18 protein-coding genes and 2 pseudogenes are annotated in these 19,220 nt (G+C 66.4%); 10 read left to right on the top strand and 10 right to left on the bottom strand.

The window, feature by feature from the left end; genetic code table 11:
• The first annotated feature begins 3 nt into the window (after window positions 1–3).
• The 8 genes from rpsE to QP181_RS09345 all read left to right on the top strand — a co-directional run bounded on the left by rpsE (window position 4) and on the right by QP181_RS09345 (window position 8,080).
• Window positions 4–810, top strand: coding sequence for a 30S ribosomal protein S5 (gene rpsE, locus QP181_RS09380; protein WP_333928359.1), 807 nt, complete (start codon window positions 4–6; stop codon window positions 808–810).
• Window positions 811–816: 6 nt separating this feature from the next.
• On the top strand, window positions 817–993 hold the full coding sequence (gene rpmD / locus QP181_RS09375; RefSeq protein ID WP_055872633.1) for a 50S ribosomal protein L30: 177 nt from the start codon (window positions 817–819) through the stop codon (window positions 991–993).
• 120 nt (window positions 994–1,113) lie between these two features.
• Complete coding sequence (gene rplO / locus QP181_RS09370) at window positions 1,114–1,656, top strand: 50S ribosomal protein L15 (protein WP_056047631.1); 543 nt, start codon at window positions 1,114–1,116, stop codon at window positions 1,654–1,656.
• A gap of 302 nt (window positions 1,657–1,958) precedes the next feature.
• Window positions 1,959–3,323: a preprotein translocase subunit SecY gene (secY, locus tag QP181_RS09365; RefSeq protein WP_055872627.1), complete on the top strand. Its 1,365-nt coding sequence runs from the start codon at window positions 1,959–1,961 to the stop codon at window positions 3,321–3,323.
• 52 nt (window positions 3,324–3,375) lie between these two features.
• The gene (locus QP181_RS09360) at window positions 3,376–4,026 is read left to right on the top strand and encodes an adenylate kinase (RefSeq protein ID WP_056487096.1); all 651 of its coding nucleotides are present in this window, start codon (window positions 3,376–3,378) and stop codon (window positions 4,024–4,026) included.
• A 576-nt stretch (window positions 4,027–4,602) separates the two neighbouring features.
• Complete coding sequence (locus tag QP181_RS09355; protein ID WP_132741525.1) at window positions 4,603–5,295, top strand: winged helix-turn-helix domain-containing protein; 693 nt, start codon at window positions 4,603–4,605, stop codon at window positions 5,293–5,295.
• Between the two features lie 65 nt (window positions 5,296–5,360).
• A complete protein-coding gene (locus tag QP181_RS09350; protein WP_333928358.1) occupies window positions 5,361–6,650 on the top strand; it encodes a sensor histidine kinase in 1,290 nt (429 codons plus the stop codon).
• Between the two features lie 170 nt (window positions 6,651–6,820).
• Complete coding sequence (locus tag QP181_RS09345) at window positions 6,821–8,080, top strand: MFS transporter (protein WP_132898057.1); 1,260 nt, start codon at window positions 6,821–6,823, stop codon at window positions 8,078–8,080.
• Between the two features lie 62 nt (window positions 8,081–8,142).
• On the opposite strand, the gene rsmD is transcribed toward QP181_RS09345, so the two are convergent.
• Together rsmD and QP181_RS20005 are read right to left on the bottom strand one after the other, a co-directional pair.
• Window positions 8,143–8,685, bottom strand: coding sequence for a 16S rRNA (guanine(966)-N(2))-methyltransferase RsmD (gene rsmD / locus QP181_RS09340; protein WP_132898056.1), 543 nt, complete (start codon window positions 8,683–8,685; stop codon window positions 8,143–8,145).
• Window positions 8,630–10,276 carry a pseudouridine synthase gene (locus QP181_RS20005; RefSeq protein ID WP_443027534.1) on the bottom strand — a complete coding sequence of 549 codons (1,647 nt, stop codon included), beginning with the start codon at window positions 10,274–10,276 and terminating at the stop codon, window positions 8,630–8,632. The genes rsmD and QP181_RS20005 overlap by 56 nt, the downstream gene beginning before the upstream one ends.
• Before the next feature lie 120 nt (window positions 10,277–10,396).
• Here QP181_RS20005 and QP181_RS09330 point away from each other — a divergent pair, with 120 nt between their 5' ends.
• Window positions 10,397–10,828 carry a response regulator gene (locus QP181_RS09330; RefSeq protein ID WP_332754960.1) on the top strand — a complete coding sequence of 144 codons (432 nt, stop codon included), beginning with the start codon at window positions 10,397–10,399 and terminating at the stop codon, window positions 10,826–10,828.
• A gap of 87 nt (window positions 10,829–10,915) precedes the next feature.
• Window positions 10,916–12,247, top strand: a complete 1,332-nt coding sequence (locus tag QP181_RS09325) for an AmpG family muropeptide MFS transporter (RefSeq protein WP_333928357.1) — start codon at window positions 10,916–10,918, stop codon at window positions 12,245–12,247.
• Between the two features lie 2 nt (window positions 12,248–12,249).
• Here QP181_RS09325 and QP181_RS09320 read toward each other — a convergent pair whose 3' ends face one another.
• The 8 genes and pseudogenes from QP181_RS09320 to QP181_RS09285 form a co-directional block, all read right to left on the bottom strand.
• Window positions 12,250–12,621, bottom strand: a complete 372-nt coding sequence (locus tag QP181_RS09320; RefSeq protein ID WP_333928356.1) for a DUF6628 family protein — start codon at window positions 12,619–12,621, stop codon at window positions 12,250–12,252.
• A 174-nt stretch (window positions 12,622–12,795) separates the two neighbouring features.
• Window positions 12,796–14,111, bottom strand: a pseudogene (locus QP181_RS09315) (bifunctional folylpolyglutamate synthase/dihydrofolate synthase).
• A 118-nt stretch (window positions 14,112–14,229) separates the two neighbouring features.
• Complete coding sequence (accD, locus tag QP181_RS09310; protein WP_056051006.1) at window positions 14,230–15,081, bottom strand: acetyl-CoA carboxylase, carboxyltransferase subunit beta; 852 nt, start codon at window positions 15,079–15,081, stop codon at window positions 14,230–14,232.
• A pseudogene (gene trpA / locus QP181_RS09305) lies at window positions 15,078–15,888 on the bottom strand (tryptophan synthase subunit alpha). Before trpA ends, accD begins: the two are co-directional and overlap by 4 nt.
• A 174-nt stretch (window positions 15,889–16,062) precedes the next feature.
• Window positions 16,063–17,304 (bottom strand): tryptophan synthase subunit beta, encoded by a 1,242-nt coding sequence (trpB, locus tag QP181_RS09300; protein ID WP_333928355.1) that lies wholly within the window; start codon window positions 17,302–17,304, stop codon window positions 16,063–16,065.
• Between the two features lie 160 nt (window positions 17,305–17,464).
• Window positions 17,465–18,100 (bottom strand): phosphoribosylanthranilate isomerase, encoded by a 636-nt coding sequence (locus tag QP181_RS09295; RefSeq protein WP_333928354.1) that lies wholly within the window; start codon window positions 18,098–18,100, stop codon window positions 17,465–17,467.
• Between the two features lie 37 nt (window positions 18,101–18,137).
• Window positions 18,138–18,812 (bottom strand): orotidine-5'-phosphate decarboxylase, encoded by a 675-nt coding sequence (gene pyrF / locus QP181_RS09290; RefSeq protein ID WP_333928353.1) that lies wholly within the window; start codon window positions 18,810–18,812, stop codon window positions 18,138–18,140.
• Window positions 18,812–19,156, bottom strand: coding sequence for a hypothetical protein (locus tag QP181_RS09285; protein ID WP_333928352.1), 345 nt, complete (start codon window positions 19,154–19,156; stop codon window positions 18,812–18,814). The genes pyrF and QP181_RS09285 overlap by 1 nt, the downstream gene beginning before the upstream one ends.
• Window positions 19,157–19,220 lie beyond the last annotated feature (64 nt).

The raw sequence follows: 19,220 nt of genomic DNA, 5'->3' as shown, positions 1-19,220 counted from the left end.
GACATGGCTGACGAAAACAACACGCCAGGAAACGCTGAGGCAGTAATCGCTCCCGAGACGACCGCACAGGACGTCACGGCTCAGAACGTTCCGCAGAGCACTGGCTACCAGGGCAACAACGGTGGCGGTCGCGGTCGCGGCGGTCCCGGCGGCGGCGGCGGCGGTGGTCGTGGTGGCCCCGGCGGCAACCGCAGCGGTGGCCCAGGCGGCAGCCGCGGTGGTCGCGACGGCGGTCGCGGTCGCGACAATCGTGGCGGTCGTCCGGGTGCGGACGATGGCGGCGAAGAGCTGATCGAGAAGCTGGTGCACATCAACCGCGTCTCGAAGACGGTCAAGGGCGGTAAGCGCTTCGGCTTCGCAGCGCTGGTCGTCGTCGGCGACGGCAAGGGTCGTGCAGGCTTCGGTCATGGCAAGGCACGCGAAGTGCCGGAAGCCATCTCGAAGGCGACGGCTGCTGCCAAGAAGAAGATGGTTCGCGTTCCGTTGAAGGACGGTCGCACGCTGCATCATGACGGCAACGGTCACTTCGGTGCCGGCAAGGTCACGCTGCGGTCGGCGCCTCAGGGTACGGGCATCATCGCCGGTGGCCCGATGCGCGCAGTCTTCGAATCGCTGGGCGTTGCGGACGTTGTGACCAAGTCGGTCGGTACGTCGAACCCCTACAACATGATCCGCGCCACGTTCGAGGCCCTTGGCGAGCAGACCTCGCCCAAGGCCGTCGCACAGCGTCGCGGCAAGAAGATCGCCGACCTGCTCGGCCATGGTGGTTCGAAGACCGCCGAGGCCGATGCAGCTGCGATCACGGAGTAAGCGATCATGGCAACCATCAAGATCACGCAGACCGGTTCGCCGATCCGCCGCGAGAAGGATCAGCGCGCAACGCTGATCGGTCTCGGTCTCAACAAGATGCACAAGACCCGCGAGCTGGAAGACAGCCCAGAGGTCCGCGGCATGATCCGCAAGGTGCAGCACATGGTGTCGGTCGAAGGCTGAGCCTTCACGCTACCTAGTGACAAATACCGGGAAGGGGGCTAACGGCCCCCTTCCTTATTTCCGGATTCGAACCCGGCGATTTCAAACCAGCGCGTAACAAGCGAAAGCGAGTGCATTACCATGAAGCTCAACGAACTCCGCGATAACGAAGGTGCCCGTAAGTCCAAGATGCGCGTCGGACGCGGCATCGGCTCGGGCAAGGGCAAGACCGCAGGCCGCGGCCAGAAGGGCCAGAAGAGCCGTGAGGGCGTTTCCATCGCCGGCTTCGAAGGCGGCCAGATGCCACTGCACATGCGTCTGCCTAAGCGCGGCTTCAACAACATCTTCCGCAAGGACTTCGCAGAGGTCAACCTTGGCGCGATCCAGCTTGCGGTCGACGCCGGCAAGATCGAGGCTAACGCGACGCTCGACCACGACGCGCTCAAGGCCGCTGGCTTGGCACGCGGCGGCAAGGACGGCGTCCGCCTCCTCGCCAAGGGCGAGCTGACCACGGTCCTCTCGTTCACCGTCGACGGCGCGTCGAAGGGCGCGATCGAAGCGGTCGAGAAGATCGGCGGCAAGGTCGAGGTGATTCACTTCGTCCCCGCAGCCGAGAAGGCTGCCGCCAAGAAGGGCGTAAAGTACAAGGAGCGTGCGGCGCACAAGGCGTCGTTCAAGGCTTAAGCCGAACTAGAGGGGGCGGGTGCGAAAGCGCCGGCCCCCTTTTTATTTGCCTGACTTAGCGTCTTCTCGCCGCCGACTTCCTGTCGATCCCTATCAGGGACCTCTCTTCCTCCGTTCGCCCTGAGCGAAGTCGAAGGGTGCCTCACTTGGGGCAATGTCCTTCGACTTCGCTCAGGACGAACGGGCCAGGCGGGCAACCGGAATTCGTCTAGGCATTAGACAAGCGCGCTCCTGCGCCTATATGAGCGGCGGGGGCGGTCACAACGCATCCCGCCTTCTTTGTTTCCAGGACGATCACACGCATGGCATCCGCAGCCGACCAGATGGCGCAAAGCATCAGCCTTTCGAAATTCGCGAAGGCGACCGACCTCAAGAAGCGGTTGTGGTTCACGATCGGTGCGCTGATCATTTTCCGCCTGCTCAGCTATGTTCCGCTGCCGGGTGTCGACCCGACCGCGCTCGGCCTGCTCTCGCAGCAGACTCAGGGCGGCGTGCTCGATTTCTTCAACACCTTCTCGGGTGGCTCGCTCAGCCGCATGTCGCTGATCGCGCTCGGCGTGATGCCCTACATCACCGCCTCGATCGTGGTGCAGCTCGCGACCTCGCTGTCGCCGACGCTCGCCGCCATCAAGAAGGACGGCGAATCGGGTCGCAAGCGCCTCAACCAGTACACGCGCTACGGCACCGTCGGCCTGACCGCGGTGCAGGGCTATTTCATCGCAGTCGGCCTTGAGACGCTCGGCGCCGCACAGGGCATCCAGGCGGTCATCGAGCCCGGCATGATGTTCCGCGTCGCCGCGGTCATCTCGCTGATCGGCGGTACGATGTTCCTGATGTGGCTCGGCGAGCAGATCACCAGCCGCGGCATCGGCAACGGCGTCTCGCTGATCATCATGGCCGGCATCGTCGCGCATCTCCCCGTCACGCTCGTCAACCTGCTCGAAGGCGGCCGTTCGGGTTCGCTCGATCCGATCAAGCTGATCGGCATCGTCGTCGCGGTGGTCGTACTGATCCTGTTCATCTGCTTCATGGAGCGCGCGCAGCGCCGCATCCTGATCCAGTATCCCAAGCGCCAGACGCAGCGCGGCATGCAGGCCGATCGCAGCCATCTGCCGCTGAAGATCAACACCGCCGGCGTCATTCCGCCGATCTTCGCGTCGTCGCTGTTGCTGATGCCGCTGACGATCTCGCAGTTCGCCGGACAGCGGGTCGCAGGCGAATCGAAGTGGGGTGACTTCATCATCACCCTCAACCAGTACCTGCAGCACGGCTCGCCCGTGTACATGCTGCTCTACGGCGCCGGGATTATCTTCTTCTCGTTCTTCTACACCGCGGTCGTCTTCAACCCCGAGGAAACCGCCGACAATCTGAAGCGCAATGGCGGGTTCATCCCCGGCATCCGCCCAGGCAAGAACACCGAGAATTACTTCGATTACGTGCTGACGCGCATCACCGTGATCGGTGCGGCGTATCTGACGATCATCTGCCTGTTGCCCGAATATCTGGTGACCGCGTTGCAGATCCCGTTCTACCTCGGTGGCACGAGCCTGTTGATCGTCGTCAACGTGACGATGGACACGGTGACGCAGATCCAGTCGCATCTGCTGGCGCACCAGTATGGCGACTTGATCAAGAAGGCGAAGCTCAAGGGCAATCGACTTCGTTAAGCCGCGCGTCTAACGCGGTAAAAATCCTGCACGAACGAGGGGAGTGCGTTTCGTGAATATCATCCTTCTTGGACCGCCCGGCGCGGGCAAGGGCACCCAGGCTGCCACGCTCGTCAGCGAGCGCGGCATGGTCCAGCTTTCGACCGGCGACATGCTGCGTGCAGCGGTCGCCGCCGGAACGCCGGTCGGCCTGCAGGCGAAGTCGGTCATGGAATCGGGCGGTCTCGTGTCTGACGAGATCGTGTCGGGCATCATCGGCGAGCGTCTCGACCAGCCGGACACCGCGAACGGCGTAATCTTCGACGGCTACCCTCGCACCGCCGCGCAGGCCGAAGCGCTCGACGGCCTGCTCGCCGATCGCGGCCGTACGCTCGATTACGTCATCGAACTGGGCGTAGACGAGGCCGCGCTGATCGACCGCGTCGTCGGCCGCTACACCTGCGCCAAGTGCGGCACGGGGTACCACGATCGCTACAAGAAGCCGGTCGTGGCAGGCGTCTGCGACGTCTGCGGCTCGACCGAATTCAAGCGCCGTCCCGACGACAATGCCGAGACGGTCCACAACCGGATGGCCGAATATCGGGCGAAGACCGCCCCGATCCTGCCGATCTACGACGCCCGTGGCCTGGTTCACCGCGTTGATGGCATGGCCGACATCGCGCACGTCGGTTCGGCGATCGCTGCGATCCTCGACAAGAAGTAGGCGTAAGTAAGTGTGTTCCCCGCGAAGGCGGGGGCCCAGGCTGGGCCCCCGCCTTCGCGGGGGAACACGGCATCGAGCGGGACGATCTTACGCCTCCCTCTCTTACACTTCTCTGTTTCTCTCCCCCACTCCGTCATCCCGGCGAACGCCGGGACCCACGAATACGGCGGATCATGCGTTAGCTTGCAACCACCACCAACTCCGCAACCATGGGTCCCGGCGTTCGCCGGGATGACGGAGTGGGGCCGGGACGTATTGCGGGGGTGCTTTGCTAGCTTGATCCCACAACGCGCGGCGGTACCGCCTTCGTATTCGTATTCGTATTCGCGTTGCTCTTACCGTCGCCCGCGCCCCCCAACATGACGCAATTGTCACCCGTCGGTCATCGCCCTGATCCCCACCCGATCCTAGAACTAACCCGTGGTCAGCAACGGCCGCACGCGTTTCCAGAGATCGGTGCCCGTCACTCCCGGGGGTACCGTGGGGGCCGGTGGGAAGACTTCTTTCCGCCGGCCTTTCCGTTTATGAGGGCAGGAGATAGTGACCGATTTCGGTGGCAGGGAAGGTGATAGCGCGTTGAGCCGCAAGATTTTGATCGTCGAGGACGATGCGTCGACATCCGCGTATCTTGCCAAGGGTTTAGCCGAAGCCGGGCATGCAATCGAAGCCTGCGCCGACGGCCGCGACGGCCTGTTCCTCGCCAGCGAGGGCATATTCGACCTTATCATCGCCGACCGGATGCTGCCGGGTCTCGACGGCCTGTCGATGGTCAGCGCTATTCGTGCCGCCGGCATCGCCACACCAGTCCTGATCCTGTCCGCGCTCGCCGCGGTCGACGACCGCGTCGATGGGCTGAAGGCCGGCGCCGACGATTACCTCTGCAAGCCGTTTTCGTTCGCCGAGCTCTCCGCCCGGATCGAGGCCATGCTCCGCCGCTCCGACCGCGCCGCGACCGAGCCGCAGAAAACCAAGCTCTCCGTCGGCGACCTTGAGATCGACCTGCTCGCTCGCGCCGTGTCGCGCGCAGGCCGCTCGATCCCGCTCGGCGCGCGCGAATTTAACCTGCTCGAATTTCTCGCCCGCCATGCCGGTCAGGTCGTTACCCGCACGATGATGCTCGAGAAGATTTGGAACTACCATTTCGACCCGGGTTCGAACGTGGTCGACGTTCATATCGGTCGCCTTCGTCGCAAGCTCGAGGACGGCTTTCCGACACCGATCCTGCACACGGTGCGCGGCGCAGGCTACCGGCTCGCCGTTGAAAACTGACCCGGGGAGTGATTCGTCTTTCGGTAACAGCCCGGATCGCGTTGCTCTCGATCGCGCTGGCGCTGGTGTCCAATTTGGCCCTTGTCGGCTTCGTCTGGAAGACCACCAGCGCCGATGCGATCGATGCGATTCGTCGCGAGACTACCGAGCAATCCGAAGCGTTGCGCGCAGTCTGGCGTAGCGGTGGGCTTCCCGCGGTCCGCCAGGCGATCGATGGTGCGGTTGTTCCCGGCGACGTTTCGCTCGTCCTGGCCTTGATCGACCCGGAGGGACGGGCGCTGGTGGGGATCGCGCCGGAACGGCTCGCTGTACCGCTCAAAACCACGCATTTCCGGATCGCGCGGCTCGGCGCCGACGAGCTCTGGTCGGCGCGTGAGTCCGGCTACGCGCTTCATCCGTTGGGCGATTATTGGCTGCTCACAGGGCGCAATCTCGACCTGATCGCCGCAGAGGAGCGTGCGATCGAACGGGCGCTCGCGGTTGCCGTGTTCCTTTCGCTCGCGCTCGGCGTGGTCGGTGGACTCGTTCTCACGCGCTATGTCGGCCGCCGGCTCGATGGTATCGCCAAGGCGATCGAAGCGGCGGGCGAGGGCGACCTCTCGCGTCGCGTCGACATGGTCGCCGGCGGTGGCGACGCGTTCGATCGTCTGGCCGCGCGGCTGAACGTCATGCTCGGCAAGCTCGAAGGCGTGATGGCCGAACTGCGAATTGTCACCGACAGCCTCGCGCACGACCTTCGCTCGCCTTTGGCGCGTCTGCGCACGAAGACGGAGCAGGCGGTGCTGATCGCCGACCCCGATGCGCGCGAGGCTGCTTTGGGCGGGCTGCTGGTCGAGACCGATCTCGTCATGCGGATGCTGACCATGGTGATCGAGATCAGCCGCTCGGGTTCGGTCTCGCGTGATCGTTTCATCGAGGTATCGCCCGCGAACCTGCTCGAGGAGATTGGCGAACTCTACGCTCCGGTCGCGGAGGACGCAGGCCTCGTCTTCAAGATCGCGATCGACGACCGCCCGCCGCCGATGAAGCTCCACCGCGAGTTGATCAGCCAGGCGATCACCAATTTGATCGACAACGCGCTTCGCCACGGTGCGGGGGGCGGCGAGGTCACGCTACGGATCGTCCACCGCACCGACGGCGTCGCGATCCAGGTTGAGGACCGCGGCCCCGGCATCGCCGCCGCCGACCGCGCACAGGCTTTGAAGCGGTTCGGTCGGCTGGACAGCGCACGCTCGACCCCGGGCGCAGGCCTCGGCATGGCGTTGATCGAAGCGGTGGCGCGGCTGCACGATGGCCATTTCGAACTTGCCGACAATGCGCCGGGCCTCGTCGCAAGGATCGTCTTGCCCGTCTGATCCTCCCCCGCGAGGGGGGTGGCTGGCGCTTGCCAGACGGAGGGGGAGGAATGGGGAACCTATTTTCCGTGTCCTCCCCCTCCGTCGCTTCGCGCCACCTCCCCCTGGCAGGGGAGGATCGTAAGCGGCAATCGGTTGACCGGAACCGCCTCGGGGGCGATGCCGTTAGCATGACGACGCTAGCCTCCAACCGCCGCATCCTTGCCGCCAGCCTGGTCGGCACTGCGGTCGAATTCTACGACTTCTACATCTACGCAACCGCCGCGGCGCTCGTGTTCGGCCCGCTGTTTTTCTCGGGCCAATCCGACTCCGCGCAGTTGCTACTGAGCTATGCCACGTTCGGGCTCGCGTTCGTCGCCCGGCCGGTCGGCGCGATCGTGTTCGGGCATTTTGGTGACCGTGTTGGCCGGAAATCCACGCTTGTCGCATCGCTGTTGCTAATGGGCGGATCGACCGTCGGTATCGCCTTCCTGCCGACCTATGCGCAGGTCGGCTGGATCGCACCAGCGCTGCTCTGTTTGATGCGGCTGGGGCAGGGGTTAGGCCTCGGCGGCGAATGGGGCGGGGCGGCATTGCTCGCGGTCGAGAATGCGCCGCCGCACCGCAAGAATACCTGGGGCATGTTCCCGCCGCTCGGGGCACCGGTCGGCTTTCTCGCCGCCAATGGGCTGTTCCTCATCATCGGGCTGGTACTCGACGAGGCGCAGTTCATTGCCTGGGGCTGGCGGATCCCGTTCCTGTTGAGCGCGATCCTCGTCGGGCTCGGTCTCTGGGTGCGCCTCAAGCTGACCGAGACGCCCGCCTTCCTCGAAGCGGAGGCGACCGAGGCGCTACCCAAAGTGCCGATCGCAACGCTGCTGACGAAGCATCTGCGCGCGACGTTGGCCGGCACGTTCGGCGTCATCGCGTGCTTCGCCCTGTTCTACCTCGCGACCGCATTCGCGCTTGGCTACGGGACGAAGACGCTCGGCTATTCTCGCGAGGCGTTCCTAGCGGTCGAACTGGTCGCGATCTGGTTCCTGGCGGGCGGCGTGATCGTCGCGAGCGTGCTGGCGGACCGGCATTCCGCGGCACGGATGCTGGCGATCGGGTTTGCCGGGTGCATCGGCGTTGGCGCACTGATGGGACCGATGCTGGGCTCGGGATCGCTGTTCACGGTGTGGCTGTGGCTGTCGGGCGCGCTGTTCGTGATGGGGTTCGCCTACGGACCGCTCGGCGGATGGCTGCCGAGCCTGTTCCCGGCGGGTGTGCGCTATACCGGGGTGTCGATGACGTTCAACTTGGGCGGCGTGCTCGGCGGTGCGCTCGCGCCGATCGTGGCGGAAGCGCTCGCGCCGCGCGGGTTGTGGCTGGTCGGCGGGTATCTGATGGCGGCGGGCGTGTTGAGTTTAGGCGGGCTGCTTATCCTGGGTCGCACAACCGACCACTAACTTGTTCTCCCGCGAAGGCGGGAGCCCAGACTGGGCTCCCGCCTTCGCGGGAGAACACGCTTTTACCCTGAAACTGGCCGCAACAGTGTCAGTCGCGCCTTGCCGTGCACGCGCGTCGCATCGACCTCGAAGCCGGCCAGTTCGACGACTTCGGCCTTGGCCGTCTCGAGGCTGATCCACGTCGCCGGCCCGACCCAACCCAGCCGCGACAGCTTGTCGAGCGCGACGAGTCCAGCACCGGTATTATACGGAGGGTCCATCAGGATCACGTCGAGCGGTGCCGGCGCAGGTCCGAGCGCCATCACCGAGGTGGCGCGAACATCGCCGCGGATCTCAAGCTTGGCGAGGTTGGCCTTCAGCGCGTCGACTGCCAGCTTGTCCGATTCGACGAACATGCACGTCGCCGCCCCGCGCGACAGCGCCTCGATCCCGAGCGCGCCCGAGCCTGCGAACAGATCGGCGACCGCCAACCCCTCGAAGCTGCCAACGCGGCTGGTCAGCATCGAGAACAACGTCTCGCGCATCCGGTCTGCGGTCGGGCGGGTGGTGTCACCCTTGGGTGCGGCGATCTGGCGCCCGCGATACTGCCCTGCGATGATACGCATCAGCGTTTCCCTCCACGTGGTGCACGGGGCGGATGACCGCGCCCTCCCGACGGACCCTTGCCGGGCGCCGTGGGGCGAGTCCCCGCTCGGGCCGTGCCGGCGCATCGCGCACCGGCCGTGGCTCGGCACCCGGACGTCCGGAAGCACTGCGCGCGGCACGTTTGTCTAGCGAACTGCGGCCGCGCGAATCATCGGCCTGCGGACGGAAACCACGCTGCGGCTCCTGACGCTGCGGCGTATCGGCGCGACGTGGCGTCACGGTGCCCCCGGCGCCGACTCGCGACGGGGCTGCACGATCGCGTGGCGGCTTGGCGGCGCGGAAATGCTTGATCTTCGGGCTGGTGCTCAGCTCCTCGCCGCGATCCGCCCGCTCCTGACGAACATAAGGCTTCGACATGTCGCCACTGGTCGGCCGGGCATGATGCGTGCCCGTCGGCCGAGCGGCATTCCGCGTATCCGGCCGCGCCCAGGGATCGTTGACGTCCCCGCGCTGCATTGCGGCAGTTGGGCGAATCCGTTCGGGCCGTGCAGGTCGTAAGGGACGATCGGTCGGCACGGTGCCGCTGGAGAAGCCCGAACTCGCCGGCGCCGTGTAGGGGCTGCGGACCGGGGCACGTGCACCGCCGGGAGCTGGCCGCGCACCCGGTGTCGGCCTTGCACCCGTCGCAGGTCGCCCCGTCGGCGCAGGACGGGCGGCATTGCTGCCCCGCTGGCTCGAACGTGCGCCGATCCCGGCGCCCGCACCGGCACTCGCGCTGATCCCGATATTCGCCCGCGCACCAGGACCCTCCGGCCGACCTTTTGCGAGCTCCTTCTGGAACGCGACGACGTCGTGCTGCAACACTTCGCCGATCTGCCCCGGCGGCAGGTCGCCGAGCACGAACGGGCCATAGCGCGTCCGGATCAGCCGCGAGACCTGCAACCCGAGATGCTCCAGAACGCGCCGGACTTCGCGGTTCTTGCCCTCGGTCAGGATCATCTCGATCCACACGTTCGCGCCCGTCCGACGCTCGATATTGGCGTTGATCGATCCGTAGCGCACGCCCTCGATCTCGATTCCTTCGATCAGCTCCTCGAGCTGCGGCTGCGTGATGTTGCCATACGCACGCGCACGATAGGCACGCTCGACGCCCGTCGCAGGCAGTTCGAGCTGACGCTTGAGGCCACCATCGGTGGTCATCAGCAACAGCCCCTCGGTGTTGAGATCGAGGCGACCGACCGGCACGAGCCGTGGCAAATCCTGCGGCAGGCGATCGTAGATCGTCGTGCGGCCGGCAGGATCGCGCTCGGTGACGAGCAGTCCAGTCGGCTTGTGATACAGGAACAACCGCGCTGCGCTGGGCGCCTCGACCGGATCGCCGTCGACCGTCACGCCTGCCAAGTTGCGCAGGATCGTCGCGGGTGTGTCGAGTGTGGAGCCGTTGAGCGCGACGCGCCCCTCGGCGATCATCCGCTCGATATCGCGGCGCGAGGCGATCCCGGCGCGGGCGAGCAGCTTGGCGATGCGGTCGCCCTTGATCGGTGTGGCAGGAGTTGCAGGCGCGTCGGGCGACGGGCTGGCAGTCGGGTTATCGTCTTTTGAAGTCGTCATGGCGCGGCTGATACTATGGATCGGCCGCCAGCGCGAAAATATTTGCGACCGTTCGTGCTGCGGTGCGTTAACACCCGCAAGCGTAACGACCTTTCGCGCGCGACCGGGGGCCTTTCGGCAATGTTGTTCGGCAAGAAAAAGCGGCAGATCGTCCGGCTCCTCGTCGTCGAGGACGAACCGTTGGTAGCGTTCGATACCGAGTATTTCCTCGCCGAAGCGAATTTCACGATCGTCGCGACGATCGACCGGGTCGCGGATGCGCTACCGATCCTGGCGAGCGACGCGGTGATCGACCTCGTGCTGGTCGACGTGAACCTCGCAGACGGCTCCGGCATCGACGTCGCACGCGCGGCGCATGCCAGGGGCGTGCCGGTGATGTTCGTGACCGGTAGCTGCCCGGTCGAGGCGACGACGCTCGCCGCCGGCTGCATGGCCAAGCCCTACGCCCCGCGCGACCTGATCGCCGCGATCGAGGCGATCGAGGCGACGCGCGCCGGCAGCAAGCCCAAGCGCGTCCCGTACGGCTTCACGCTGTTCGAAGCGAAAGCCTGACGTTTCCCCCGCGCTCCATCGCCTGACGGGTAGCGCGGTTGCGATTTCCCGTTAGGGTCCCCGCAAGCGAGTGGGAGCGTAAGTGCGATGGGCGGAACCGAAGAAAAGCGCTGGAGCGACGGGTTTCGACCGTATGTCGAGAAGGCCCCGCTCGCCGCGCTCGCGCTCGGCATATCGTCGGGCTTCCCCTATGCGATGATTGGCGCGACGCTGACCACCCGGTTGGCGGCGAGCGGCATCGATAAGAAGACAGTGACCGCGTTCAGTCTTGCGTTTCTCGTCTACAATTTGAAATTTTTGTGGGCGTGGGTCGTCGATGGCGTTCACCTGCCAGTGATCGGGCGGCTCGGCCAGCGTGTGTCCTGGCTGATCGTCACGGCTGCGCTGGTCGTCGCCGCGGTCGTCAATCTCGCGCTGATCGACCCGGCGGCGAGCATCGCCTCCACTGCAACCGCAGCGATTCTGGTCGGCGCTGCAGGCGCGACGTTCGACGTCGTGATCGACGCGTTCCGGATCGAGACGCTCGAACCGCGCCAGTTGGGCGTCGGATCGGGGATGAGCCAATATGGCTGGCGGATCGGCTCGGCAGGCTCGGGCGCCCTGGCGCTGGTGGTCGCCGAACGGGCCGGCTGGAACGCCGCCTATCTGGCGTGCGTGGTGTTCGCACTACCCGCGGTGCTGGCAGGCTTGGCGCTGGGCGAGCCCGAACGCCGCCGTCCGCCGATCGAACGCCGCGGTCTCGCCGAGGGGTTCCGCGCCATCTGGGGGCCGTTCGTCCAGTTCTTCTCGCGCGAGGGGGCACTCATCGTCCTTGCCTTCATCCTGATCTTCAAGGTCGGCGACACGCTCGCCAATTTGACGTTGCGGCTGCTGTTCGACGACCTCGGCTTCACCGGCGACGAGATCGCGTTCTACGATGTCGGGATCGGCTTCATCGCGTATCTCGTCGGCATCTTTATCGGCGGCATCCTGTACGCGCGGATGGGGATGAAGCGATCGGTGCTGTTGTCGCTCGTGCTGATGGGCGTCTCGAACCTGTCGTTCGCTGCGTTAGCGGCGGCCGGGCACTCAAACTTCGGCATGGCGGCGGCGATCGGCTTCGAGAACGCGTCGAGCGGGTTTGGCGGCGTGGTCGTGATCGCCTATTTCTCCGCGCTGTGCGATCTACGCTTCACCGCCACGCAGTTTGCGCTGATCTCGGCAGCTGCAAGCATCGTCGGGCGGATCGTCACCGGCACGACCGCCGGCGCGCTGATCGAGGCGTTCGGCTATGTCGATTTCTACCTGCTGACGACCGTGCTCGCGGTACCAGGAATCGTGTTGTTCTGGTGGATGAGCCGGTCGGGGATGATCGACCGCTCGATCGGCAGCGCCGGCGTCGAGGGAGAGGGCGACGCGCGGGCTGGCGAGGCCGTTTAGCCCTACATCGTGACCGGTCGCCCCTCGTCGGCAAACGCGGCGGCGACGGCTGCGGCGCTGGCCAGGACGCCGTCGATGCGGCGGACGCCGAGGAGATCGGTCATCAGATAGCGGGCTGTCTCGGGCGCGGTCTCGACCCGCGCGAGGATCGACAGCATCGCCGACTCGGCCGGGGTCATCCGCGCACAGCAGCATGGCGCGATCGCGATCGATCCCGCCGACGTTCCCGCCAGGTCCGCCATCAGCGCGCGCAACAACACCAGCGGACGACGGAAACTCTGCCCGAAGGCGGTGAACATCGTGTGTGCGGCGCGTGCGTCGGCAAGGCCATGCGCGCCCATCCGCCGCATTGCGAACAAGGCGATCTCGCGCATTTTCACAAGGCGGCAGTGGATGCGGCAGCAACGCCGTCGCGTTGGCGAGCAAATTGGTCGAGGCCGGCGTCGAACTGGGCGTCGAACTGGGGCGGGTATCGGTCATTCACGCGACTCCGTGGTGGTGTCCACAAACTCGCGCGTCCGTTATTGATAGTCAATAGCAATAAGAGGTCAGTCCGGCGGCTGGTCGTTCGCCGCGAGCACTTCACCGGCGAGGTAGAGCGAGCCGGCAATCAGGACGAGGTTGGATCGATCGCCACGGGCTGCGATCAGGTCGAGTGCGTCGGTTGGCGTCGACGCGGTTTCCGCGGTCTTGCCGAAACGTTCCGCGAGCACTGCAAGGGCCTCGGGGGCATGGTGCGCATGGCCGGGGACCGGGATCGCGACGACGTGGCCGACCGAGGGCGAGAGAATCCGCATCACCGCCTCGGCTTCCTTGTTGGCGAGCATGCCGAGGACCAGCGTGACGGGCCGGCCCTTGGCCAGCGTTCGCAGCGCCCACGCGACCGGTTGCGCGGCGTTGGGGTTGTGCGCGCCGTCGAGCCAAAGTTCGCTGCCGGTCGGGAGTCGCGCGAGCAGGGGGCCGTCGGACAGACGCTGCATCCGCGCGGGCCAGTGCGCCCAATCGGCGGCGGCGCGCATCGCGGCTTCGGGAACATGCAGCGCGCCCTGATGGCGGAGCATCGCGATCGCGAGCGCGAGGTTGCGGGACTGGTGCGCGCCGACGAGGCGGGGGCGATTGGTGACGACCGAAAAGCCGGTATCCTCGTAGCGGACGGTCGAGCGTGCGGTCTCGCTCGTCCAGGCCGTGCCGCGCGTGGACGTGGGCACCCGCGGCGGCGGCTACCGCGGCGATCTTTGCGCGGAGGGCCTTGGGATAGTCCATCGTCACCAGCGGCACGCCGGACTTGGCGATGCCCGCTTTCTCGCCGGCGATTTCCAGCAGCGTGTCGCCGAGAAACGCCTGGTGATCGATGCCGAGCGCGGCGATGCCGGTGACGACCGGGTTCGGGATGACGTTGGTTGCGTCGAGCCTGCCGCCGAGGCCGACTTCGACGATCGTTGCTGCCGCCGGCGTGCGGGCGAAGGCGAGGAAGGCGGCGGCGGTGGTGACTTCGAAGAAGCTCGCCTGGAGGTCGGCAGCGTGGTCGAGCACTTCCGCCAGCAGGGCGGCGAGCAGGTTGTCTTCGATCAGCTTGCCCGCGAGGCGGATGCGTTCGTTGAAGCGGACGAGGTGCGGCGAGGAATAGACGTGGACGCTGTGCCCGGCGGCTTCGATCGAGGCACGCAGGAACGCGCAGGTCGAACCCTTGCCGTTGGTGCCGGCGACGTGGAATACCGGGGAGATCGAGGTGGGGGTCGCCGAGGCGGCTCAGGAGCGCGGTGATGCGCTCGAGGCCGAGGATGTCGGCGCCGGGCGACAGCGCGGTGAGGCGGTCGAGCTGGGCCTGCACTGCGGGGGACGAGGACGTCGCGTGGTCGGGCATTCTTCTAGGCTCCCTCTCCCCTCCGGGGAGAGGGCTGGGGTGAGGGGCTGTACCGGGGCGCGGCGCTGCTGGGCTGCCCCTCACCCCGACCCTCTCCCCGGAGGGGAGAGGGAGTTCGTTACGCGGCCTCGCGCGCGCTGAGATACCCGATGACCGTGCCGAGCTGCTCGCGCAGGTCCTTCCGGTGGACGACCATGTCGATCATCCCGTGTTCGAGATAATATTCCGACGTCTGGAAATCCTCGGGCAGCTTCTCGCGGATCGTGCTCTCGATCACGCGGCGACCGGTGAAGGCGAGAGTCGCCTTGGGCTCGGCGATCTGGACGTCGCCGAGCATCGCATACGCCGCCATCACGCCACCCGAGGTCGGGTCGGTGAGCACGACGATATACGGCAGGCCGGCATCGTGCAGCATCTGGATCGCGACGGTGCTACGCGGCATCTGCATGAGGCTGAGGATACCCTCCTGCATACGTGCGCCGCCCGATGCGGTGAAGATCACGTACGGCACGCGGTCTTCGATCGCCGCCTCGACGCCGCGGACGAACGCCTCGCCGACGGCTAGGCCCATCGAGCCACCCATGAAGCCGAAATCCTGCACGCCGACGACGACGCGGTGGCCGTCGATCGCGCCGCGTGCGTTGATCAGCGCGTCCTGCTCGCTGTTGTCCGTCCGCGCGGCCTTCAGGCGATCGGTGTAGCGCTTCTGGTCGCGGAACTTGAGCGGATCCTCGGGCACTTTCGGCGCGGGAAGTTCGCTGCAGCTGCCCTCGTCGAACAGCTGCGCGAAGCGGATCTTCGGCCCGATGCGGTCGTGGTGATCGCATTTCGGACAGACGTAGAGATTGTCCTCGAGCTCCTTGGTGAAGATCATCTGCCCGCAGCCCTTGCACTTGTGCCAGAGATTCTCGGGCGTCTCGCGCTTCGCGACAAAGGGCAGGACGTTGCGGACGCTGTTGAGCCAGCTCATGCGGATACTTTCCTTGCGCTCGCGACGGCATCAGCGAGGGACTTGATATAGGCGCGGACCGGCTCGGCCGCAGCGGCACCGTGCTGTGCGACGAGTTCGACGATCGCCGATCCTACGACGACGCCGTCGGCGACGCGCGCGACGTTGGCGGCCTGCTCGGGCGTGCGGATGCCGAAGCCGACCGCGATCGGGATATCGGTCTGGGCCTTCAGGCGGGCGACGGCGTCCTCGATCGAGGACTGCTGCGCCTGCTGGAGCCCGGTGATCCCCGCGACTGAGACGTAATAGAGGAACCCGCTGGCGCCATCGAGCACGGTCGGCAGGCGGGCGGCATCGGTGGTCGGGGTGGCGAGGCGGATCAGGTCGATCCCGGCGGCACGCAACTGGGGCCCGAGCGCATCGTCTTCCTCGGGCGGCACGTCGACGCAGATCACGCCGTCGACGCCGGCGTTGGCAGCCGCCTCGGCGAACCAGTCCGCGCCACGCCGGAGCATCGGGTTGCCATAGCCCATCAGGACCAGCGGTACGTCCGGATGCCGCGCGGAAGGCGGTGGCGGTGGCGAGGATGTCCGCGGTGCGCGTGCCTTGCGCGAGGCTGCGGATGTTCGCGGCCTGGATCGCGGGGCCGTCGGCCATCGGATCGGTGAACGGCATGCCGAGTTCGATCGCATCCGCGCCACCCGCGACAAGCGCGTCGAGGATCGGGCCGGTCGCCTCGGTGGTGGGATCACCCGCGGTGACGAACGCGACGAGCGCAGCGCGGCCGGCGGCGGCGGTGCGCTCGAAGGTGGCGGCGAGGCGGCTCACTTGCCCCCTCCAAACTAACGCCCGTCGCTCGACCCATATCCCGAGCCATACCAAGACCCGTCACCCCAGCGAAAGCTGGGGTATCCCGGTTGGCGACCACGGCACATGCCCCATGAATACCCCAGCTTTCGCTGGGGTGACGGGTGGGGGACGGGCACTGAACGTCAATCGCGATCATATCGCCACTCCGAGCGCTTCGGCCACGGTGAAGATATCCTTGTCGCCGCGGCCGCACAGGTTCGCTAGGATGATCTGGTCCTGCCGCATCTCGCGCGCTTTCTTCGTTACCGTTGCGATTGCGTGCGATGGCTCCAGCGCGGGGATGATGCCCTCGGTGCGGCACAGCAGCTGGAACGCGTCGAGCGCTTCCTGGTCGGTCGCGCTGTCATACTGGACGCGGCCGATGTCGCGCAGCCAGGCGTGCTCGGGGCCGATGCCGGGATAGTCGAGCCCGGCCGAGATCGAGTGCGCCTCGGTGATCTGGCCGTCCTCGTCCTGCAACAGATACGTCTTGTTGCCGTGGAGTACGCCCGGAAAACCGCCAGCGAGGCTCGCCGCGTGCTGCTTGTCGAGCCCATGGCCCGCCGCCTCGACGCCGAGCATCTGCACGTCGGCATCGTCGAGGAACGGATGGAACAGTCCGATCGCGTTCGAGCCGCCACCGATCGCCGCGACCAGCATGTCTGGCAGGCGACCGATGCGCGAGAGCATCTGCGCGCGTGCCTCGGTGCCGATCACGCTCTGGAAATCGCGGACCATCTCGGGATACGGGTGCGGGCCGGCGGCGGTGCCGATGATGTAGAAGGTGTCGTGGACGTTCGCGACCCAGTCGCGCATGCCCTCGTTCATCGCATCCTTCAGCGTGTGCGCGCCGCTGGTCACGGGGCGGACTTCGGCGCCGAGCAGCTTCATGCGGAACACGTTGGGCGCCTGACGCTCGACGTCCTTGGCACCCATGTAGATCACGCAAGGGAGGCCGAAGCGCGCGCAGACCGTGGCGGTGGCGACGCCGTGCTGGCCCGCGCCGGTCTCGGCGATAATCCGCGTCTTGCCCATCCGCATCGCGAGCAGGATCTGGCCGATGCAGTTGTTGATCTTGTGCGCGCCGGTGTGATTCAGCTCGTCGCGCTTGAACCAGACTTGAGCGCCCATGCCCTCGGGGGCGGACTCGCGGAGCGCTTCGGTCAGGCGTTCGGCATAGTAGAGCGGGCTTGGGCGGCCGACATAATGTTCAAGCAGGTCGTCGAACTGCGCCTTGAAGGCGGGGTCGGCCTTGGCGGCGCGATATGCCTCGTCGAGTTCGAGGACGAGCGGCATCAGCGTCTCGGCGACATAGCGGCCGCCGAAGTCGCCGAAATGGCCGCGTTCGTCGGGCTGGGCGCGGTAGGAGTTGGGAGCGAGGGTTGGAGCGTTCATGACTGGGCGTTTAGCACTTCGTAAATCGCTGTCACCCCTTCCGTTTTATTGGGCACCACCCCGGCGGAGGCCGGGGCCCAATTGGGAAGGTCATAATTACGGCGGGAAGGGACTGTCACAGGCCTCCCCCAATTGGGCCCCGGCCTTCGCCGGGGTGGTGCTAGCGCGTGGCGACAGCTTTCAGGAACGAAGCGATCCTGGTTTCGTCCTTGATACCGGGCTCGCTTTCGACCCCCGACGACACGTCGACAAGCTCGGCGCCGGTGCGGCGGATTGCCTCCGCGACATTTGCCGGATCGAGTCCTCCCGATAGCGCCCAGGGCAGGGGATGTCTGAACCCGTCGAGCAGGTCCCAGTCGAACCGCAAGCCCATTCCGCCCGGCAATGCGGCCGAGTCCGGGGTCTTGGCGTCGTAGAGTATCCGGTCGGCGACCCCGGTAAAGCCATGCGCCGCATCCAGATCGCCTCGCGTTCGCACCGCAACAGCTACCCACGTCTGGATTCCGAACTTCGCGCGGATCGCGGCCGTCCGTGCGGGTGTCACCTTGTGAAGTTGCAGCACGTCGAGCGCGGCGGAGGCGACTGCCTGTTCGAGCATTTCGTCCTCGGGATCGACGAACACGCCGACCTTCGCGACGTGACCGGGTACGCGCGCCGCGAGTTCGGCGGCTTTCGTGAACGTCACGTGGCGCGGTGAGGCGGGGAAGAACACGAACCCGACATGGCTCGCGCCGTGCTTGATCGCAGCGTCGAGCGTCGCGGGGTTGGAAAGGCCGCAGATCTTGGCGGTGGTCATGCTGGTTCCTAAAACCCTTCTCCCGATGGGAGAGGGATCAGAGCGTCGCGCCGATCGCGCGGGCGGCGGTGTCGGGGTCTTCTGCTTGCGTGATCGGACGGCCCACCACAAGGATCGAGGCGCCTGCGTCCATCGCCTGGCGCGGCGTGACCACGCGCTTCTGGTCGCCGATATGGCCGTCGGGCAGGCGGACACCGGGGACCACGAAGAACCCCTTGGGCCAGATTGCCTTCGCCGCAGCAACCTCCGCGCCTGAGCAGACGATGCCGTCGACACCGGATTCACTCGCAAGTTCGGTCAGGCGCGTGACCTGGTCGTGCGCGCTGCCGGTAATGCCGGTGGCGGCGAGATCGGCGGCGTCGAGGCTGGTCAGCATCGTCACCGCGATCACCTTCGTGCCGATCGGCGCGGCTGCCTTGGCGTCCTCGAGCATCGCCCGGCCGCCGCTTGCATGGACGGTCAAGATCGCGGGTTCGAGCGGGCCGAGCGCCTGCACCGCCTTGGCGACGGTGTTCGGAATATCGTGCAGCTTGAGATCGAGGAAGATCGGCAGGCCGAATTCGGCCATCGCATGCACGCCGGCTTGGCCGTGCGCAGAGAAGAATTCGAGGCCGAGCTTGATCCCGCCGACATGATGGCGGACGCGCGCCGCGAGTGCCTTGGCGCGCGCCAGATCGGGTGTGTCGAGCGCGACGTAGATGCGGTTGCTCATCAGGCGACGCCCGGCGGGACTGCGGTCGGCGCGCCGAGCGGCGCGATCGTTACCGGCGTTTCGGCGGGCGCGAACGCCACCGGCTCGGGCCGCGGCGTGCGCAGTTCGAGCAATTCGCGCTCGCAGGTCGACAGGCGCTGGCGCAGGCGCCACCGGATCGCGTGATTGTAGAGCATCGTCGGCACGAACCCGATCAGGAACGTCACGAACAGCAGCAGCGGCAGGTTCACGTCGGCGATCAGCCCGCCCCAGAGCTGAATCTGGACCGCGTTCCAGTTGCTTATGGTGAAGACCGCGGCAACGAACGCCAGCAGGCACCAGAACAGGATTTTCAGGAACTGCATGCGGCCACCTCTATGTCTTCGCCCGCAGCCGAAGCGGCGAGTGGCCCAGAGCTACCGCTAGATC

This window comes from Sphingomonas sp. LR55 (assembly GCF_036856015.1).
Classification (GTDB): domain Bacteria; phylum Pseudomonadota; class Alphaproteobacteria; order Sphingomonadales; family Sphingomonadaceae; genus Sphingomonas.
This window is presented reverse-complemented; position numbering and strand designations above follow the sequence as displayed.

What these genes read in the sequence shown, in the direction of transcription:
- rpsE (WP_333928359.1), top strand. Translation starts at nt 4, where the DNA reads ATGGCTGACGAAAACAACACGCCAGGAAACGCTGAGGCAGTAATCGCT.
- rpmD (WP_055872633.1), top strand. Translation starts at nt 817, where the DNA reads ATGGCAACCATCAAGATCACGCAGACCGGTTCGCCGATCCGCCGCGAG.
- rplO (WP_056047631.1), top strand. Translation starts at nt 1,114, where the DNA reads ATGAAGCTCAACGAACTCCGCGATAACGAAGGTGCCCGTAAGTCCAAG.
- secY (WP_055872627.1), top strand. Translation starts at nt 1,959, where the DNA reads ATGGCATCCGCAGCCGACCAGATGGCGCAAAGCATCAGCCTTTCGAAA.
- QP181_RS09345 (WP_132898057.1), top strand. Translation starts at nt 6,821, where the DNA reads ATGACGACGCTAGCCTCCAACCGCCGCATCCTTGCCGCCAGCCTGGTC.
- rsmD (WP_132898056.1), bottom strand. Translation starts at nt 8,685, where the DNA reads ATGCGTATCATCGCAGGGCAGTATCGCGGGCGCCAGATCGCCGCACCC.
- QP181_RS20005 (WP_443027534.1), bottom strand. Translation starts at nt 10,276, where the DNA reads ATGACGACTTCAAAAGACGATAACCCGACTGCCAGCCCGTCGCCCGAC.
- QP181_RS09330 (WP_332754960.1), top strand. Translation starts at nt 10,397, where the DNA reads ATGTTGTTCGGCAAGAAAAAGCGGCAGATCGTCCGGCTCCTCGTCGTC.
- QP181_RS09325 (WP_333928357.1), top strand. Translation starts at nt 10,916, where the DNA reads ATGGGCGGAACCGAAGAAAAGCGCTGGAGCGACGGGTTTCGACCGTAT.
- QP181_RS09320 (WP_333928356.1), bottom strand. Translation starts at nt 12,621, where the DNA reads ATGCGCGAGATCGCCTTGTTCGCAATGCGGCGGATGGGCGCGCATGGC.
- accD (WP_056051006.1), bottom strand. Translation starts at nt 15,081, where the DNA reads ATGAGCTGGCTCAACAGCGTCCGCAACGTCCTGCCCTTTGTCGCGAAG.
- trpB (WP_333928355.1), bottom strand. Translation starts at nt 17,304, where the DNA reads ATGAACGCTCCAACCCTCGCTCCCAACTCCTACCGCGCCCAGCCCGAC.
- QP181_RS09295 (WP_333928354.1), bottom strand. Translation starts at nt 18,100, where the DNA reads ATGACCACCGCCAAGATCTGCGGCCTTTCCAACCCCGCGACGCTCGAC.
- pyrF (WP_333928353.1), bottom strand. Translation starts at nt 18,812, where the DNA reads ATGAGCAACCGCATCTACGTCGCGCTCGACACACCCGATCTGGCGCGC.
- QP181_RS09285 (WP_333928352.1), bottom strand. Translation starts at nt 19,156, where the DNA reads ATGCAGTTCCTGAAAATCCTGTTCTGGTGCCTGCTGGCGTTCGTTGCC.